Origin of the sequence: Xylophilus sp. Leaf220 (genome assembly GCF_001421705.1) — a bacterium.
Classification (GTDB): domain Bacteria; phylum Pseudomonadota; class Gammaproteobacteria; order Burkholderiales; family Burkholderiaceae_C; genus Xylophilus.
Map to the genome: position 1 here is coordinate 316,529 of NZ_LMKO01000012.1, position 15,442 is coordinate 331,970.

At 67.8% G+C, this 15,442-nt stretch carries 13 protein-coding genes; 4 read left to right on the forward strand and 9 right to left on the reverse strand.

Translation table 11 applies throughout. The features are described from left to right. Window positions 1–72: 72 nt before the first annotated feature. Window positions 73–1,542: an IMP dehydrogenase gene (gene guaB, locus ASE76_RS10135; protein ID WP_055838547.1), complete on the reverse strand. Its 1,470-nt coding sequence runs from the start codon at window positions 1,540–1,542 to the stop codon at window positions 73–75. Window positions 1,543–1,634: 92 nt separating this feature from the next. On the opposite strand from guaB, the gene ASE76_RS10140 reads away from it, so the two are divergent. Next, complete coding sequence (locus ASE76_RS10140; protein ID WP_055838549.1) at window positions 1,635–2,138, forward strand: DUF4124 domain-containing protein; 504 nt, start codon at window positions 1,635–1,637, stop codon at window positions 2,136–2,138. A gap of 44 nt (window positions 2,139–2,182) precedes the next feature. Here the strand turns inward: ASE76_RS10140 and ASE76_RS10145 are convergent, their stop codons facing one another. Both ASE76_RS10145 and ASE76_RS10150 read right to left on the reverse strand, forming a co-directional pair. Then, window positions 2,183–2,503 (reverse strand): RnfH family protein, encoded by a 321-nt coding sequence (locus ASE76_RS10145; RefSeq protein WP_055838551.1) that lies wholly within the window; start codon window positions 2,501–2,503, stop codon window positions 2,183–2,185. Then, complete coding sequence (locus tag ASE76_RS10150) at window positions 2,496–2,942, reverse strand: type II toxin-antitoxin system RatA family toxin (protein ID WP_055838554.1); 447 nt, start codon at window positions 2,940–2,942, stop codon at window positions 2,496–2,498. The genes ASE76_RS10145 and ASE76_RS10150 overlap by 8 nt, the downstream gene beginning before the upstream one ends. Before the next feature lie 104 nt (window positions 2,943–3,046). Between ASE76_RS10150 and smpB the strand changes: the two genes are divergently transcribed. Then, entirely contained in the window at window positions 3,047–3,520 is a 474-nt protein-coding gene (gene smpB / locus ASE76_RS10155; RefSeq protein WP_055838556.1) for an SsrA-binding protein SmpB, read from the forward strand. A gap of 37 nt (window positions 3,521–3,557) precedes the next feature. Here smpB and ASE76_RS10160 read toward each other — a convergent pair whose 3' ends face one another. Together ASE76_RS10160 and ASE76_RS10165 are read right to left on the reverse strand one after the other, a co-directional pair. Continuing rightward, a complete protein-coding gene (locus tag ASE76_RS10160; RefSeq protein WP_055838559.1) occupies window positions 3,558–4,670 on the reverse strand; it encodes an enoyl-CoA hydratase/isomerase family protein in 1,113 nt (370 codons plus the stop codon). After that, a complete protein-coding gene (locus ASE76_RS10165; RefSeq protein WP_201781855.1) occupies window positions 4,667–5,584 on the reverse strand; it encodes a DMT family transporter in 918 nt (305 codons plus the stop codon). The genes ASE76_RS10160 and ASE76_RS10165 overlap by 4 nt, the downstream gene beginning before the upstream one ends. A 274-nt stretch (window positions 5,585–5,858) precedes the next feature. Here ASE76_RS10165 and ASE76_RS10170 point away from each other — a divergent pair, with 274 nt between their 5' ends. Together ASE76_RS10170 and ASE76_RS10175 are read left to right on the forward strand one after the other, a co-directional pair. Further along, entirely contained in the window at window positions 5,859–7,211 is a 1,353-nt protein-coding gene (locus ASE76_RS10170) for a sorbosone dehydrogenase family protein (RefSeq protein WP_055838562.1), read from the forward strand. Window positions 7,212–7,351: 140 nt separating this feature from the next. Then, entirely contained in the window at window positions 7,352–9,121 is a 1,770-nt protein-coding gene (locus ASE76_RS10175; RefSeq protein ID WP_236698396.1) for an ABC transporter ATP-binding protein/permease, read from the forward strand. Between the two features lie 120 nt (window positions 9,122–9,241). On the opposite strand, the gene typA is transcribed toward ASE76_RS10175, so the two are convergent. The 4 genes from typA to infB all read right to left on the reverse strand — a co-directional run bounded on the left by typA (window position 9,242) and on the right by infB (window position 15,438). After that, window positions 9,242–11,065: a translational GTPase TypA gene (gene typA / locus ASE76_RS10180; RefSeq protein ID WP_055838567.1), complete on the reverse strand. Its 1,824-nt coding sequence runs from the start codon at window positions 11,063–11,065 to the stop codon at window positions 9,242–9,244. Further along, on the reverse strand, window positions 11,062–12,060 hold the full coding sequence (gene truB, locus ASE76_RS10185) for a tRNA pseudouridine(55) synthase TruB (protein ID WP_055838570.1): 999 nt from the start codon (window positions 12,058–12,060) through the stop codon (window positions 11,062–11,064). The genes typA and truB overlap by 4 nt, the downstream gene beginning before the upstream one ends. 2 nt (window positions 12,061–12,062) lie before the next feature. Continuing rightward, window positions 12,063–12,434, reverse strand: a complete 372-nt coding sequence (gene rbfA, locus ASE76_RS10190; RefSeq protein WP_055838573.1) for a 30S ribosome-binding factor RbfA — start codon at window positions 12,432–12,434, stop codon at window positions 12,063–12,065. 121 nt (window positions 12,435–12,555) lie between these two features. Then, complete coding sequence (gene infB, locus ASE76_RS10195; RefSeq protein ID WP_055838576.1) at window positions 12,556–15,438, reverse strand: translation initiation factor IF-2; 2,883 nt, start codon at window positions 15,436–15,438, stop codon at window positions 12,556–12,558. Window positions 15,439–15,442 lie beyond the last annotated feature (4 nt).

A 15,442-nucleotide genomic window follows, 5' to 3' on the forward strand; every position in this document is an offset into this window, starting at 1 on the left:
GCCGGCCCACCGGTGTTGCCCCCGGCAGGGGGTTGGCGGCCACACGCAGTGGGCAAGCCTGGGGGCGAGCCCTCATTCAGCGCGGTAGTTCGGCGCTTCCTTGGTGATCTGCACGTCGTGCACATGGCTCTCGCGGATCCCGGCGGCGGTGATCTCGACGAACTCGGCGCGGTCGTTCATCTCCTGGATCGTGGCGCAGCCGCAGTAGCCCATGCTGGCGCGCACGCCGCCGGCCATCTGGTAGACGATGCTGACCATCGAGCCCTTGTACGGCACCCGGCCTTCGATGCCCTCGGGCACCAGCTTGTCGGCGTTGGGGTTGCCGGTGCTCGATTCCTGGAAGTAGCGGTCGGCGCTGCCCTGCTGCATCGCGCCGATCGAGCCCATGCCGCGGTAGCTCTTGTAGCTGCGGCCCTGGTACAGGATGACCTCGCCCGGCGCCTCTTCGGTACCGGCGAACATGCCGCCCATCATCACCGTGCCGGCGCCGGCCGCGAGGGCCTTGGCGATGTCGCCCGAGTAGCGCACCCCGCCGTCGGCGATCAGCGGAACGCCGGTGCCCTTGAGCGCGGTGGCGACGCTGTCGATCGCCATGATCTGCGGCACGCCGACGCCGGCGACGATGCGCGTGGTGCAGATGGAGCCGGGGCCGATGCCGACCTTGACCGCGTCGGCACCGGCCTCGACCAGCGCCAGCGCGGCCGCGCCGGTGGCGATGTTGCCGCCGATCACGTCGATCTGCGGATAGTTCTGCTTGACCCAGCGCACCCGGTCGATTACGCCCTTGCTGTGGCCGTGCGCGGTGTCGACCACGATCGCGTCGACGCCGGCCTTCACCAGCGCCTCGACGCGCTCCTCGGTTCCCTCGCCCACGCCGACCGCGGCGCCGACCCGCAGGCGGCCCTGGCCATCACGTGCGGCGTTGGGGAAGCTGGTCTGCTTGGTGATGTCCTTGACGGTGATCAGGCCGCGCAACTGGTCCTGCTCGCCGACGATCAACAGGCGCTCGAGCTTGTACTTGTTGAGCAGGGCCTTGGCTTCGTCGGCGGTGGCGCCTTCGGAGACGGTGACCAGCTTCTCGCGCGGCGTCATGATCTCGCTGACCCGAACGTCGTAGCGCTTCTCGAAGCGCAGGTCGCGGCCGGTGACGATGCCGACGACCCGGCCCCCGTCGATGACCGGAAAGCCCGAGATGCCGAGCTGCTCCTGCATCTGCAGCACCTGGAACACGGTGTGCTCGGGGGTGATCACCACCGGATCGCGCAGCACGCCCGACTCGTAGCGCTTGACCTTGGCGACCTGGGCGGCCTGCTCCTGCGCGGTGAGGTTCTTGTGAACGATGCCGATGCCGCCTTCCTGCGCGATGGCGATCGCCAGGCGTGCTTCCGTCACCGTGTCCATGGCGGCGGACACTAGCGGCAGGTTCAGGGTGATGTTGCGGGAGAGGCGGGTCGCGAGAGACGTGTCCTTGGGCAGGACCTGGGAGAACGCTGGAACCAACAACACATCGTCGAAGGTCAGCGCTTTGCCGAGAAGGCGCATGTCAAAGCTCCAAAAGAAGAATTGTAGCCGTGGCGCCGCAGACGCCCGGCGGCGCTGGCCGCGCGCGACCCGCGCCGCTACACTGCCTCGCCATGAAACTCCCCGCTCGCTTCCTGGCCCTCGCACTGGTCTGCGCCTGCCCGCTGGTGGCTTCGGCGCAATGGCAATGGATGGACAAGGACGGCCGCAAGGTTTTCAGCGACCGCCCGCCGCCGGCCGATATTCCGCAGCGCAGCATCCTGAAGCAGCCGGGCGGCATGGCGGCCCCGCCCGTTGCCGCGCCGACGCCTGCCGCAGGGCCGGCTCCGCAGGCCGCCGCCGTCCCGGCACGCCCCGCCCCCAAGGACGCGGAACTCGAAGCGCGCAAGAAGGAAGCCGAGGATGCCGAAGCCGCCAAGGCGAAGGCCGAGGCCGACAACCTCGCCCGCGCCAGGCAGGAGAACTGCCAGCGGGCGCGCCAGGCGAAGGTGTCGATGGATGCGGGCATGCCCATCGGCCAGATCGGTGCGGACGGCAAGGTGCAGGTGCTGGACAACGCTGCGCGGGCGGCGGAAGCCCAGCGCGTCCAGTCGGCGATGACCAGCAACTGCGGCTGACGCCCCTGCCGTTCCGGCGCCTGCAGGAGCGGGCGGCCCGGGCGTCAGTAGCCCGACTTGGCGCCCTCGCGCCGCTGGGCGAACAAACCCGTGCTCCGCGCGCCCTGCTGCTTGAAGCGCAGCCGCCGCGCCACCTTCGGATCGACCACCAGCGGTCGGTACACCTCTACCCGGTCGCCTTCGGCCAGCGGCGTCTCGAGCGTCGCGGCACGGCCCCAGATGCCGACGTCGGAAGCGTCCACGTTGCAGCCCACGGCCAGCAGTGCGTCGCGCAGCACCGCCCCGGCGGGCAGCGTCACCGATCGCTCGGTCGCCTCCCCCGCCTTCGGCGAGACGGCCACCGCCACGCGCAAGCCGTCAGGCATTGCCGTAGACCTTCTCGGCGCGCTCGACGAAGGCGTCGACCATGCTGCCGGCGATCCGGTCGAACACCGGGCCGACCAGGGCCGACAGCGCCAGGTTCGAGAAGCCGTAGCGCAGGTCGAACTCCACCCGGCAGGCCCGCTGGTCGCCCTCGCCGACCGGCAGGAACTTCCACAGCCCGTCGAGCTGCGAGAACGGTCCGTCTATCAGCTCCATGTGCACCTCGCGGTTCTCCACATGGGTGTTGCGGGTGGTGAAGGTCTGGCGGATGCCGCCGAACGAAATGCCGACCTGGGCGGTCATGCCGTTCTCTTCCCGGGACAGTACGCCGGCGCGGTCGCACCACGGCAGGAATTGCGGGTATTGGTCCACGTCGGTGACCAGCTTGAACATTTCCTCGGCCGAGTACCAGATGAGGACGGACTTGTGAACAGTTTTCATAGAATGGAAGGCTGGGCCCGGCCTTCGGTACGGCGGCGTGGCCCTGTATCCGACCCATTGTAGGGAGCCCTTTCTTCCCGCGCGCCCGGCCCCACCTGAATCCCATGTCCAAGAAACCCGATACCACCAGCCGCATCGCCGACAACAAGAAGGCCGCCTACAACTATTTCTTCGAGGAACGGTTCGAGGCCGGCATGGTGCTGGAAGGCTGGGAGGTGAAGTCGCTGCGCGAGGGCAAGGTGCAGCTCACCGACGGCTACGTGGTGATCCGCGACGGCGAGTTGTTCGTGATCGGCTGCCAGATCAATCCGCTGCATTCGGCCTCGACCCATGTCAATCCGGATTCGGTCCGCACCAAGAAGCTGCTGCTGCACAAGGAGCAGATCAAGCGCTTGATCGGCAAGGTGGAGCAGAAGGGTTTCACCCTGGTGCCGCTCAACCTTCACTGGAAGGCCGGCAAGGTGAAGTGCGAGATCGCGCTGGCCAAGGGCAAGGCCGAGCACGACAAGCGCGACACGATCAAGGACCGCGAAGGCAAGCGCGAGGTGGAGCGCGCGATGAAGAGCCGCAGCCGCTAGGCGCAGGCAGCCGGCCTGCGCCGGCGGGCCGGATCGGTCACAGGCCGCGCAGCGGGTGCGTCTCGACCGTCCACGGGCTCTCGAAGAACGGCGCCACCATGGCGGGCGTCACGTCCTCGATGCGGGCCGGGTTCCAGCGCGGCGCGTGGTCCTTGTCCACCGCCAGCGCCCGGATGCCTTCCAGCGTTTCGCTGGCGCCGGGCCGCAGGTGGAAGCAGCGGTGCACCATGTCGCGCTCCATCCGCAGGTCGTCGGCCAGGTCCATGCCGCGGGCGCGACGGATCTGCTCGAGCACCACGAACAGCATCAAGGGAGAGCGCTTGCGCAGCGTGGCGGCCACGGCCCGTGTTTCGTCGGTGCCGGCGGATTCCAGCGCGGCCAGGATGGCGGGGACGTCGGGCAGCGAAAAATAGGCGTCGAATCGGCCTGTAGCCGGCTCTCCACGCCGGCCATCAGCTATCAATTCAGTAGCAATCCAACGATCGACGTCGGAACGGGATGCGAACGGGGTTTCCTGCAACGACCGCCACAGGTCCGACAGCGCGGCGGCGTCCGCATGCCGGTCCGCCAAGCCAAGGGCAACGGCGTCGTCCGCACCGATGGTGCCGCCGGTCAGTCCCAGCCATTCGCCTGCGCTGCCCGGGCAGCGGCTCAGGAAGTAGCCGCCGCCGACGTCGGGAAACAAGCCGATGGCCGTTTCGGGCATCGCCATCCTGGTGCGCTCGGTCACGATGCGCAGGCTCGCACCCTGGCTGATGCCCATGCCGCCGCCCATAACGATGCCGTCCATGAAGGCGATGTAGGGCTTCGGATAGGTGTGGATCAGGTGGTTGAGGGCGTATTCCTCGGTGAAGAAGGCCTCCAGCGCCACGTCGCCCTCGGTACCGGCGCGGTGCAGGAAGCGAATGTCGCCGCCCGCGCAGAAGCTGCCGAACGGCCCTTCCTTGCCCATGCCGCGGATCGCCACCGCCTGGACGGCCGGGTCGTCCTGCCAGGCGGCCAGCGCCGCATGCAGGTCGCGCACCATCTGCAGCGACAGCGCGTTGAGGGCCCGGGGGCGGTTGAGGGTCAGGAAGCCGACGTCGCCGTGGCGTTCGACGACGACTTCGCTGGCGTCTCCGGTGGCGGGGGTGGTTGCGGTATCGGTCACGGGATGCTCCTTTTTCTGGGATGGATGTCGTCGGCGTCGGGGCTCTGCGGTGGCAGCGGTGCGGTGTCGACGGCACGTCGGTCGCGCAGGCCCAGGATTTCGTTGAGCGCCAGTGCCGCCAGCACGACGATGCCGCCGGCCAGCACCCGCGGGCCCGGGTCTTCGCCCGCTCCGACCCAGGCGAGCGCGATGCCGAACACCACCTCGAGCAGTGCGAGCAGCGCCACCTCGGGCGCCTTGAGCACCCGGGCGCAGTGCACCACCAGCACGCACGGGATCGCCAGTTGCACCACGCCCAGCAGCGCCAGCAGCAGGAGGTCTCGCCCGGTCGCACCGAACGGCCACGCGAGCGGCAGCGTCGCGAGTGCCGACAGCACGGCGCCGATCAGCACCGCGGGCACCAGGTCGACCGCCTGCCCGTGCCGCTGGCAGCGCTGCACCACCGTCCAGTTGATGCCGGCGGCCACCGGCACGCACAGCGCCACCAGCGTGCCGCCCCAGGCGCCGGCCGCCACCTGCGGCGCGTACATCCAGACGATGCCCGCGCCGGCCACCGCCACCGTGGCCCAGGTCCGGGCGGGCAGGCGCTGGCCCATGGTGAACCGCGCCAGCACCGCGGTGAAGAGCGGCCCGATCGACATCACCACCAGCACGTTTGCCACGCTGGTCATGGTGAGCGCGACCATGAACGCGGTGAACATCACCGACCAGCAGGCGCCGGAGATCCAGAGCGCCGGTCCGCCGCTTTCGCGCATCACCGGTTGCCGCCGTCGGACGGCCGGCCACGCGGTGAGCACCACCAGCGCGCAGACGGTGAAGAAACTCCGCCAGAAGGTGATCTCGAAGCTGCGGGCCGATTCGAGGTGCCGGGTGACGACACCCGCGATGGACCACATCAGCGTGGAAGCGGCCATGACGACGACGGCCTGGGTGTGGGTGAAGCGCACGGAGCTGGAGGTGATGGGCAAGGCGTGGCACAGAACGAAAACGTGGCTGTGCGACGCTGGGCGGTGAAAGCGAGCCGGCATTGTGCAGGACGACCGCGCGGCCGACTGTCGTGCACGGCTCCCGCCCGCATGCGACGCCCACCTACACGCCCGGCGATACGCCCGTGCAAAAGTCGTCAAGCCTTTACACCCCGGCCCGCCTGCCCGGGATGCCCTTCTTCTGACATTGCCGGAGACACCCATGACCCGTTCCCCCTCCATCCCCGTCCGCGCCGTGGCGCTGGCCGCCGTCGCCGCCCTCCCCCTGCTGCTGACCGCCTGCGGCGACAAGGCGTTGTTGCCGGAAAGCGCCGGCATCGGCCCCAACCCGACCTTGCCCGAGCCCCGTACCTCGATGATCCCCACGCTGCACATCGCGCCGGCCAAGGGCTGGCCGGAAGGCGCCGCGCCCGCCCCGGTGGCCGGCACCACGGTCAGCCGTTTCGGCAGCGGACTGCAGCATCCCCGCTGGGTCTACGTGCTGCCCAACGGCGACGTGCTGGTGGCCGAGAGCGACGCGCCGCCCAAGCCCGAAGGCGCCGGCAAGGGCGGGCCCAAGGCCTGGGTACAAGGCCTGGTGATGAAGAAGGCCGGCTCGAAGACGCCGAGCGCCGACCGCATCAGCCTGCTGCGCGACACCGACGGCGACGGCATCGCCGAAACCAAGACGGTGTTCCTCGAGAACCTGGTGTCGCCCTACGGCATGGCGCTGGTCGGCAACGAACTCTTCGTCGCCAACGCCGACGCGCTGGTGAAATTCCCCTACCAGGAAGGCACGACGAAGATCACCGTGCCGGCGGTGAAGGTGACCGACCTGCCCGCAGGCATCAACCACCACTGGACTAAGAACGTCATCGCCAGCAAGGATGGCGCCAAGCTGTACGTGACGGTCGGCTCCAACAGCAACGTGGGCGAGAACGGCATGGAGGCCGAGGAAGGCCGCGCCGCCATCTGGGAAGTCGACCGCGCCTCCGGCGCCAAGCGCCTGTTCGCATCCGGCCTGCGCAACCCGAACGGCATGGGCTGGGAGCCGACCACCGGCGCCTTGTGGACGGTGGTGAACGAACGCGACGAGATCGGCAGCGACCTGGTGCCCGACTACCTCACCTCGGTGCAGGACGGCGCCTTCTACGGCTGGCCCTACAGCTACTTCGGCCAGCACGTCGACACCCGCATCCAGCCGCAGAAGCCGGAGCTGGTCGCCAAGGCGGTCGTGCCGGAATACGCCCTCGGCAGCCATGTGGCACCCCTCGGCATGGCGTTCGCCGAAGGCAGCAAGCTGCCTGCGGCGTTCGGCAGCGGCGCCTTCGTGGGCCTGCACGGCTCCTGGAACCGCAAGCCCCGCAGCGGCTACAAGGTGATCTTCGTTCCGTTCGCCAACGGCAAGCCCTCGGGCCAGCCGGTCGACGTGCTGACGGGCTTCGTGAACGGCGACGGCGATGCCCTGGGCCGGCCGGTCGGCGTGGCCATCGACAAGCGTGGCGCGCTGCTCGTCGCCGACGATGTCGGCAACATGGTGTGGCGGGTGGCCGGCACGGCGCCGGCGAAGCCCTGACGGTGACGGCAGGCGGCCCGCCACGCGCGGCCTGCCACGGGAGGCCTTCCGCGGGATGGGTGGGGCGGGATCTAATCCCCGGCTAAGTTTTTCGGCATGTCCGGCGGCACACTGGGCTGACCGATACCCCAGGAGCCCGCGTGATCCCCCTCGCCATAAAGAAGCCTTCCACCTGGTCGCTGATCCGCCCGTACTGGGCATCCGACGAGCGATGGTCGGCCCGGGGCCTGCTCCTGCTGATCGTGGCGATGAACCTGGCCATCGTCTACATCAACGTGCGGCTCAACAGCTGGAGCGCCGAGTTCTACGATGCGCTCCAGGGCAAGGATACGGCGCACTTCGTGCCCCTGCTCATGACCTTCACCGGGCTGGCGCTGGGCTACATCGTGTTGGCGGTGTACTCGCTCTACTTCAAGCAGATGCTGGGGTTCCGCTGGCGGCGCTGGCTCACTGGTGACTACCTGCGCAGTTGGCTGCGCGGAAACGCCTTCTACCGCATCGAACGCGACCGGCTGGCCGACAACCCCGACCAGCGCATCGCGGACGACCTGCAGGCCCTGGCCACCGCCACGCTGGCGCTGTCGCTGGACCTGATGTCCACCGTCGTCACTCTCGTTTCGTTCGTCTTCATCCTCTGGTCGCTGGCGGGGCCGCTGGTGATGCATTTCGCCGGCGGCACCTTCACCCTGCCCGGCTACATGGTCTTGGCCGCAGCGGCCTATGCGGTGGTGGGATCGCTGGCAATGCAGGCGCTCGGCCGGCCGCTGGTGGCGGTCAACTACCGCCAGCAGCAGGTCGAGGCCGACTTCCGGTTCGGCCTGGTGCGGGTGCGCGAGAACGCCGAGCCGATCGCCCTCTACGACGGCGCGCGGACCGAAGAGGCGCATGCCGCAGGACTGTTCGACCAGATCCGCCGCAACTGGGACATGGTGATGCGCTACACCAAGCGGCTGACGCTGGTGAGTTCGGTGTACGCGCAGATCGCGGTCGTGCTTCCGCTGGCGCTGGCCGCGCCGAAGTACTTCGCCGGCGCGTTCAGCTTCGGCGTGCTGATGCAGGTGGGCCGTGCCTTCGGGACGGTGAGCGATGCGATGTCGTGGTTCATCAGCAGCTATGCGACGCTGGCCGAATGGCGCGCCACGGTGAACCGGCTGCGCGAGTTCCGCGGGCTGCTCGACACCGGCCTGGCGCCCGCGCCGTCCGCGTCGCCGACCGCGGCGATCGTGCGGGAGGCATTGCCAGGCGGCACCGCAGGCGACGCGGTCCTGCAGACCAAGGGCCTCGTGTTGGGATTGCCGGACTGCGCCCCGCTGCTGCAGGTGCCGGACCTGCGGATCGACGGTGGCCAGCGGTGGATCTTCACCGGGCCATCGGGGAGCGGCAAAAGCACCTTGCTGCGCGCGCTGGCCGGGCTGTGGGACTTCGGCAGCGGCAGCATCCGCACGCGGTCCGGTCTGCGGGTGCTCTTCGTGTCGCAGCGCAGCTACCTGCCACTGGGACGGCTGCGGGAGGTGCTCGCCTATCCCGACACCGCCGAGCGGCACAGCGCGGCGGCCTGCACCGAAGCGTTGCAGGCGGTCGGGCTGGGAACGTTCGCCGGCGCGCTCGACGAGGACGCACCCTGGACCCAGCGCCTGTCCCCGGGCGAGCAGCAACGCTTGGCCTTCGCGCGGGTGCTGCTGCAACGGCCGGAGCTGCTGGTGCTCGACGAGGCGACCAGTTCGCTCGACACCGGGGCGGAAGCCGATCTCTATGCCCTGGTGCTGGACCGGCTGCCGGGGCTGACCTTGGTCAGCATCGCGCACCGGGCTTCGCTGGAGGTGTTCCACGACCACGCACTCGCGCTGGGCAAGGCAGCGGTCCCTTCCGCTTCGTCGGCTTCGCCGCCTCTGCTTTCACCGGCCTTCTGAAACGCGACAGCCGCCCGGTCGTGAAACGGGGCGGCTGCCAGTCGCGATCAACGGCCGCACAGCGGCCCGTCGCAAAGGGTACGCACCGGCAGGTCGTACCTGCCGTGCGTAACGGAGGCCTCAGCGGCCTGCGCGCTTGCGTTCGCTTTCCTTCAGGTAGCGCTTGCGCAGGCGAACGCTCTTCGGCGTGATTTCGACCAGCTCGTCGTCCTCGATGAACTCGACACCGTATTCCAGGGTCAGCTCGATCGGCGGCGTGATCTTGATCGCGTCTTCCTTGCCGGACACGCGGAAGTTGGTCAGCTGCTTGGTACGCGTGGCGTTGACCACCAGGTCGTTGTCGCGGCTGTGGATGCCGACGATCATGCCTTCGTACACAGGGTCGTTGGCCCGCACGAACATGCGGCCGCGGTCGTCCAGCTTGCCCAGCGCGTAGGTGAAGATCTCACCGTCGTCCATCGAGATCAGCACGCCGTTCTTGCGGCCGCCGATGTCGCCCTTGTGGGCTTCGTAGCTGTCGAAGATGTTCGCGATCAGGCCGGAGCCGCGGGTCAGGTTCAGGAACTCGTTCGTGAAGCCGATCAGGCCCCGAGCCGGAATGCGGTATTCGAGGCGCACCCGGCCGCGGCCGTCCGGCTCCATGTTGACCAGTTCGCCCTTGCGCTCGCCCAGCGCCTGCATCACGCCGCCCTGGTGGGTTTCTTCGATGTCCGCCGTCACCAGTTCGATAGGCTCGTGCTTTTCGCCGTCGACTTCCTTCATCACCACGCGCGGCTTGGACACCGCCAGCTCGTAGCCTTCGCGCCGCATGTTCTCCAGCAGGATGGTCAGGTGCAGTTCACCACGGCCCATCACCTCGAAGATACCTTCTTCGTCGGTCTCGCTGACGCGCAGCGCGACGTTGTGCTGCAGTTCCTTCTGCAGGCGGTCCCAGATCTGGCGGCTGGTGACGAACTTGCCTTCGCGGCCGGCCAGCGGGCTGGTGTTGACGCAGAAGTTCATCGTCAGCGTCGGCTCGTCGACCTTGAGCATCGGCAGCGGCGCAGGCGAGGTCGGATCGGTCACGGTGACGCCGATGCCGATGTCGGGAATGCCGTTGATCAGCACGATGTCGCCCGGGCCGGCTTCGGTCACCTGCACGCGGTCGAGGCCGCGGAAGGTCAGGACCTGGTTGACGCGGCCCTTGATGGCCTTGCCGTCTTCACCTTCCATCACCACCACGTCCATCATCGGCTTGATGGTGCCGGCGCTGATGCGGCCCACGCCGATGCGGCCGACGAAGGTCGAGAAGTCGAGTGCGGAAATCTGCAGCTGCAGCGGCGCGGCAGGGTCGCCCTTCTGCGGCGGAACGTGCTTGAGCACCGTGTTGAACAGGGCCGACATGTCGGGGCCCCACTGCTCGCCCGGCTTGCCTTCTTCCAGCGAGGTCCAGCCGTTGATGCCCGAGGCGTACACCACCGGGAAATCCAGCTGCTCGTCGTTGGCACCGAGCTTGTCGAACAGGTCGAAAGCCTGGTTGACGACCTTGTCGGGGTTGGCGCCCGGCTTGTCGACCTTGTTGACCACCACGATCGGCTTCAAGCCCAGGGCCAGCGCCTTCTTGGTCACGAAGCGCGTCTGCGGCATCGGGCCTTCCTGCGCATCGATCAGCAGCACCACGCCGTCGACCATCGACAGCGCACGTTCCACTTCGCCGCCGAAGTCGGCGTGGCCCGGGGTATCGACGATGTTGATGTGGGTGCCTTCCCAGCTCACGGCGCAGTTCTTGGCCAGGATGGTGATGCCCCGCTCGCGTTCGATGGCGTTGTTGTCCATCACCGTGTCGACCACTTTTTCGTGCTCGGCGAAGGTGCCCGACTGGCGCAGCAGCTGGTCCACCATGGTGGTCTTGCCATGGTCCACGTGGGCGATGATGGCGATATTACGGATTTGCTTGGTCGTCATACGGTTGCTTCCTCGATGCCTTGGGCCGTGTTCGCGGCGTGTGGCGTACTTTCCTGAATCTGTTGAATTTCGATGGGGCTCAACAGCCGCCCCGGTATCAGTTCTCCGCCGCTTGCATGGGCCGTGCCCAGCAGGCCGCGGCCCTCGGTGCCGAAAACCGCCACCTGCGCGGCGTCGGCCCAACCGCCCCGGCGACGCACGCCCGACAGGAAGCGCGAGACATCGTCGCCTGCCAGCGTGACACGGTCGTGATCGGGCAGCAGCGAGTCGACCGGCAGCAGGCAGGCCGTGCGGGCCGCCTCGTCCATCGCCTCGAACGCCTGCAGCGTCACCGCCCGCTCCACGCCGTAGTGCCCGGTGCGGGTCCGGCGCAGCAGGGTCAGGTGACCGCCGCAGCCCAGGGCTTCGCCGATATCCTCGCCCAGGGTCCGGATGTAGGTGCCCTTGCTGCAGCTCACTACCAATTCTATAGCGGGTAGTCCTTGCGGATCAGCGGCCAGCGCCGCATTCAATGCATGGATCTCCACCGCACGCGCCACCCGCTCGACCTCGATGCCCTGCCGGGCGTATTCGTAGAGCGGCTTGCCGTCGCGCTTCAAGGCACTGTGCATCGGCGGCACCTGGAGGATCGGGCCGGTGAACCGGCGCACCACCTCGGACAGCAGGCGCTCCACCTCGGCGATGTCCACCGGCCGCTCCTGCACCACCTCGCCTTCCGCATCTCCGGTGGCGGTGCGGATGCCGAGGCGCACCGTGGCGCGGTAGGTCTTGGCGGCGTCGAGCTGCATCTGGCTGAACTTGGTCGCCGCGCCGAAGCACAGCGGCAGTACGCCGCTGGCCAACGGGTCGAGGGTGCCGGTATGCCCGGCCTTCTCGGCGCGCAGCAGCCACTTCGCCTTCTGCAAGGCGTCGTTGCTGGAGAACCCCAGCGGCTTGTCGAGCAACAGCACCCCGTGCACAGGGCGCCGCTGCACCCGTGTGCGTGGCGCATGCATCGTCAGTCGTCCTTGGCACGCGAGGCGACAGCCTGCGCGATCAAAGCGTTCATGTCGGCCGCCCGCTCGGTGGTCCGGTCGAACTGGAAATGCAGGGTCGGCACGGTATGGATGTGCAGCCGCTTGAACAAGCCGTTGCGCAGGAAGCCCGCGGCCTGGTTGAGCGCCAGCTCGCATTCGTCGGGCTTGCCCACCAGCACGCTGAAGAACACCTTCGCATGCGCGTAGTCGGGCGTGACCTCCACCGCCTGGATCGTGACCATGCCCACCCGCGGGTCCTTCAACTCGCGGGCGATCAGTTCCGTCAGGTCCCGCTGGATCTGGTCGGCCACCTTGAACCCCCGGTTGGGAGCCGCTGATTTTCTTTTCACCATGTCGTGTGATCAGGCGCAAGCGTCGAGAGACCGGGCCCAGTGCAAGGCGCGCCGCCGCAGACAGTACTTTTGTACGGCCAGGCGGCTGCAACGCGGCAATGGGTCCGGCATCTCGGCACGCTTACAGAGTGCGCGCGATCTCCTTGATTTCGAAGAACTCGAGCTGGTCGTTCTCTTTGATGTCGTTGTAGTTCTTGAGCTTGATACCGCACTCGAAGCCTTCCTTGACTTCGCGCACGTCGTCCTTCAAGCGCTTGACCGATTCGACATCGCCGGTGTAGATGACCACGTTCTCGCGCAGCAGGCGGAAACGGCAGTTGCGCGTGACCTGGCCCGACGTGATGTACGAGCCCGCCACGGTGCCGATCTTCGAGGCCACGAACACGGTACGGATTTCCGCGGTGCCGATGATCTCTTCCTTCTGCTCCGGTGCCAACATGCCCGACATCGCCGCCTTCAACTCATCGACGGCGTCGTAGATGATGTTGTAGTAGTGGATGTCGACACCGCTCGTCTCGGCCGCCTTGCGGGCACCCGAGTCGGCGCGCACGTTGAAGCCGATGACCACGGCCTTCGATGCGATGGCCAGGTTGATGTCGGATTCGCTGATGCCGCCCACTCCGCTGTACACCAGCTGGACGCGCACTTCCGCCGTCGACAGCTTGAGCAGCGACTGCCCCAGCGCTTCCTGCGAGCCCTGCACGTCGGCCTTGATGATGATCGGCAGCGTCTTGACTTCGCCGGCGCTCAGGTCGGAGAACATGTTCTCCAGCTTGGCGGCCTGCTGCTTGGCCAGCTTGGTGTTGCGGAACTTGCCGGCACGGTAGGTCGCGATCTCGCGGGCCCGGCGTTCGTCCGGCAGCACCATGAACTCGTCGCCCGCCTGCGGCACTTCGGTCAAACCCTGGATCTCCACCGGAATGGAAGGACCGGCCGTCTTGGTCGTCTTGCCATCTTCGTCGATCATGGCGCGCACGCGGCCGTAGGTCGAACCCGCCAGCACGATGTCGCCGGTCTTGAGCGTACCGGACTGCACCAGAACCGTCGCGACCGGGCCGCGGCCCTTGTCGAGCTGGGCTTCGATGACCAGGCCCTTGGCGGCGGCATCGACAGGCGCCTTGAGTTCCAGCACTTCGGCCTGCAGCAGCACCTGCTCGAGCAGGTCGTCGATGCCCTGGCCGGTCTTGGCCGAGACGCTGACGAACGGCGAGCTGCCGCCGTACTCCTCGGGCACCACCTCTTCGACGACCAGCTCCTGCTTGACGCGTTCGGGGTTGGCACCGGGCTTGTCGATCTTGTTGACCGCGACCACGATCGGCACACCGGCCGCTTTCGCGTGCTTGATGGCTTCCTTGGTCTGCGGCATGACGCCGTCGTCGGCCGCGACCACCAGGATCACGATGTCGGTCGCCTGCGCACCGCGGGCACGCATGGCGGTGAACGCCTCGTGGCCCGGGGTGTCCAGGAAGGAGACCATGCCCCGCGCCGTTTCGACGTGGTAGGCACCGATGTGCTGCGTGATGCCGCCGGCTTCGCCCGACGCCACCTTGGCACGGCGGATGTAGTCCAGCAGCGAGGTCTTGCCGTGGTCGACGTGACCCATGACGGTCACGACCGGCGCACGCGGCAGGGCTTCCGCAGCGCTGTGCTGCAGGGTTTCCTCTTCGGTGAACGCTTCCGGATCGTCCAGCGCCGCCACGATCGCCTTGTGGCCCAGTTCTTCCACGACGATCATCGCGGTGTCCTGGTCCAGCGGCTGGTTGATGGTGACCATCTGGCCCATCTTCATCAGCGCCTTGATCACTTCCGATGCCTTGATCGCCATCTTGTGGGCGAGTTCGGCCACGGTGATGGTCTCGGGCACGTGGACTTCGATCGTGCGCTGTTCGGCCGGCGCCTGCTGGCCGTACTCTTCGCGGTCACCGCCACGGTCGTTGCCGCGACGGCCGCGCGGGCCACCGCGCCAGTTGTTGCGACCGACGCCACCCGAGCTGTCGCCGCGGGTCTTGATTTCTTTCTTCTTGGCAGGATCGCCGGCCCAGCTGGACGACAGCTTGGCGGACTTGACTTCCTTGCCCGCACCCGCAGCCGCGCCGGCCCCTGGCGCACCTGGCCGAACGCCGGTACCCGCGGCAGGCTTGTGCAGCGTGCCCTTGACACCCGGCTTGGCGTCCGCAGGCTTCACGACCGGCTTGGGGGCTTCGACGGGCTTTGCGGCGACCAGCACCTTCTTGGGCGTGGCCATCATCGAGCGAATCGCGGCTGCCTCGGCCTCGGCCTTGCGGCGACGTGCTTCCAGGTCGGTCGCACGGGCGGCCTCTTCGGCTGCACGTGCACGCGACTCGGCCTCGGCCTTCTCGCGGGCTTCGGACTGTGCCAGTGCGCGGGCAGCGGCAAATTCTGCTTGTCCCTTGTTGGCCTCAACCTTCACCGCAGTGGCTTGGGCCTTCCTGGCTTGTTCCTGAGCAGCATAGGCATTGGCGCGCTCTTCTGCCTCGCGCTCCTTGCGTTCGCGGTCTTCCCGCTCGCGCCGTTTCTCGACCAGCTCCACCTCTTGCGCCCGGATTTGGTCGGCCTGGTGGCGCGCCTCTTCCTCACGACGCTGCAGGTCGCTGTCGACGGCTTGCTGTTCGGGGCTGTCGTAGGTGGCTTCCTGCGACACGGACTCCTCGACTTCGCCTTCTGGAGAGCCTTCGGTCGCATCGTCGCGCTTGATGAACGTGCGCTTCTTGCGCACTTCCACCTGGATGGTGCGCGCCTTGCCGCTGGCATCGGCCTGCTTGATCTCGCTGGTCGACTTCTTCGTCAGCGTGATCTTCTTGCGGTCGGCGGCGACGGTGCCGTGGCTGGCCTGCAGGTACCCCAGGAGCTTCTGCTTGTCGCCCTCGGTCAGGACGTCGCTGGACGCGCCCTTGCTGACGCCTGCGGACCGGAGTTGGTCGAGCAGGGTTTCAGTGGATTTCTTGAGTTCGGTTGCGAACTCGGCTACGGTGGTGCTGGACATATTG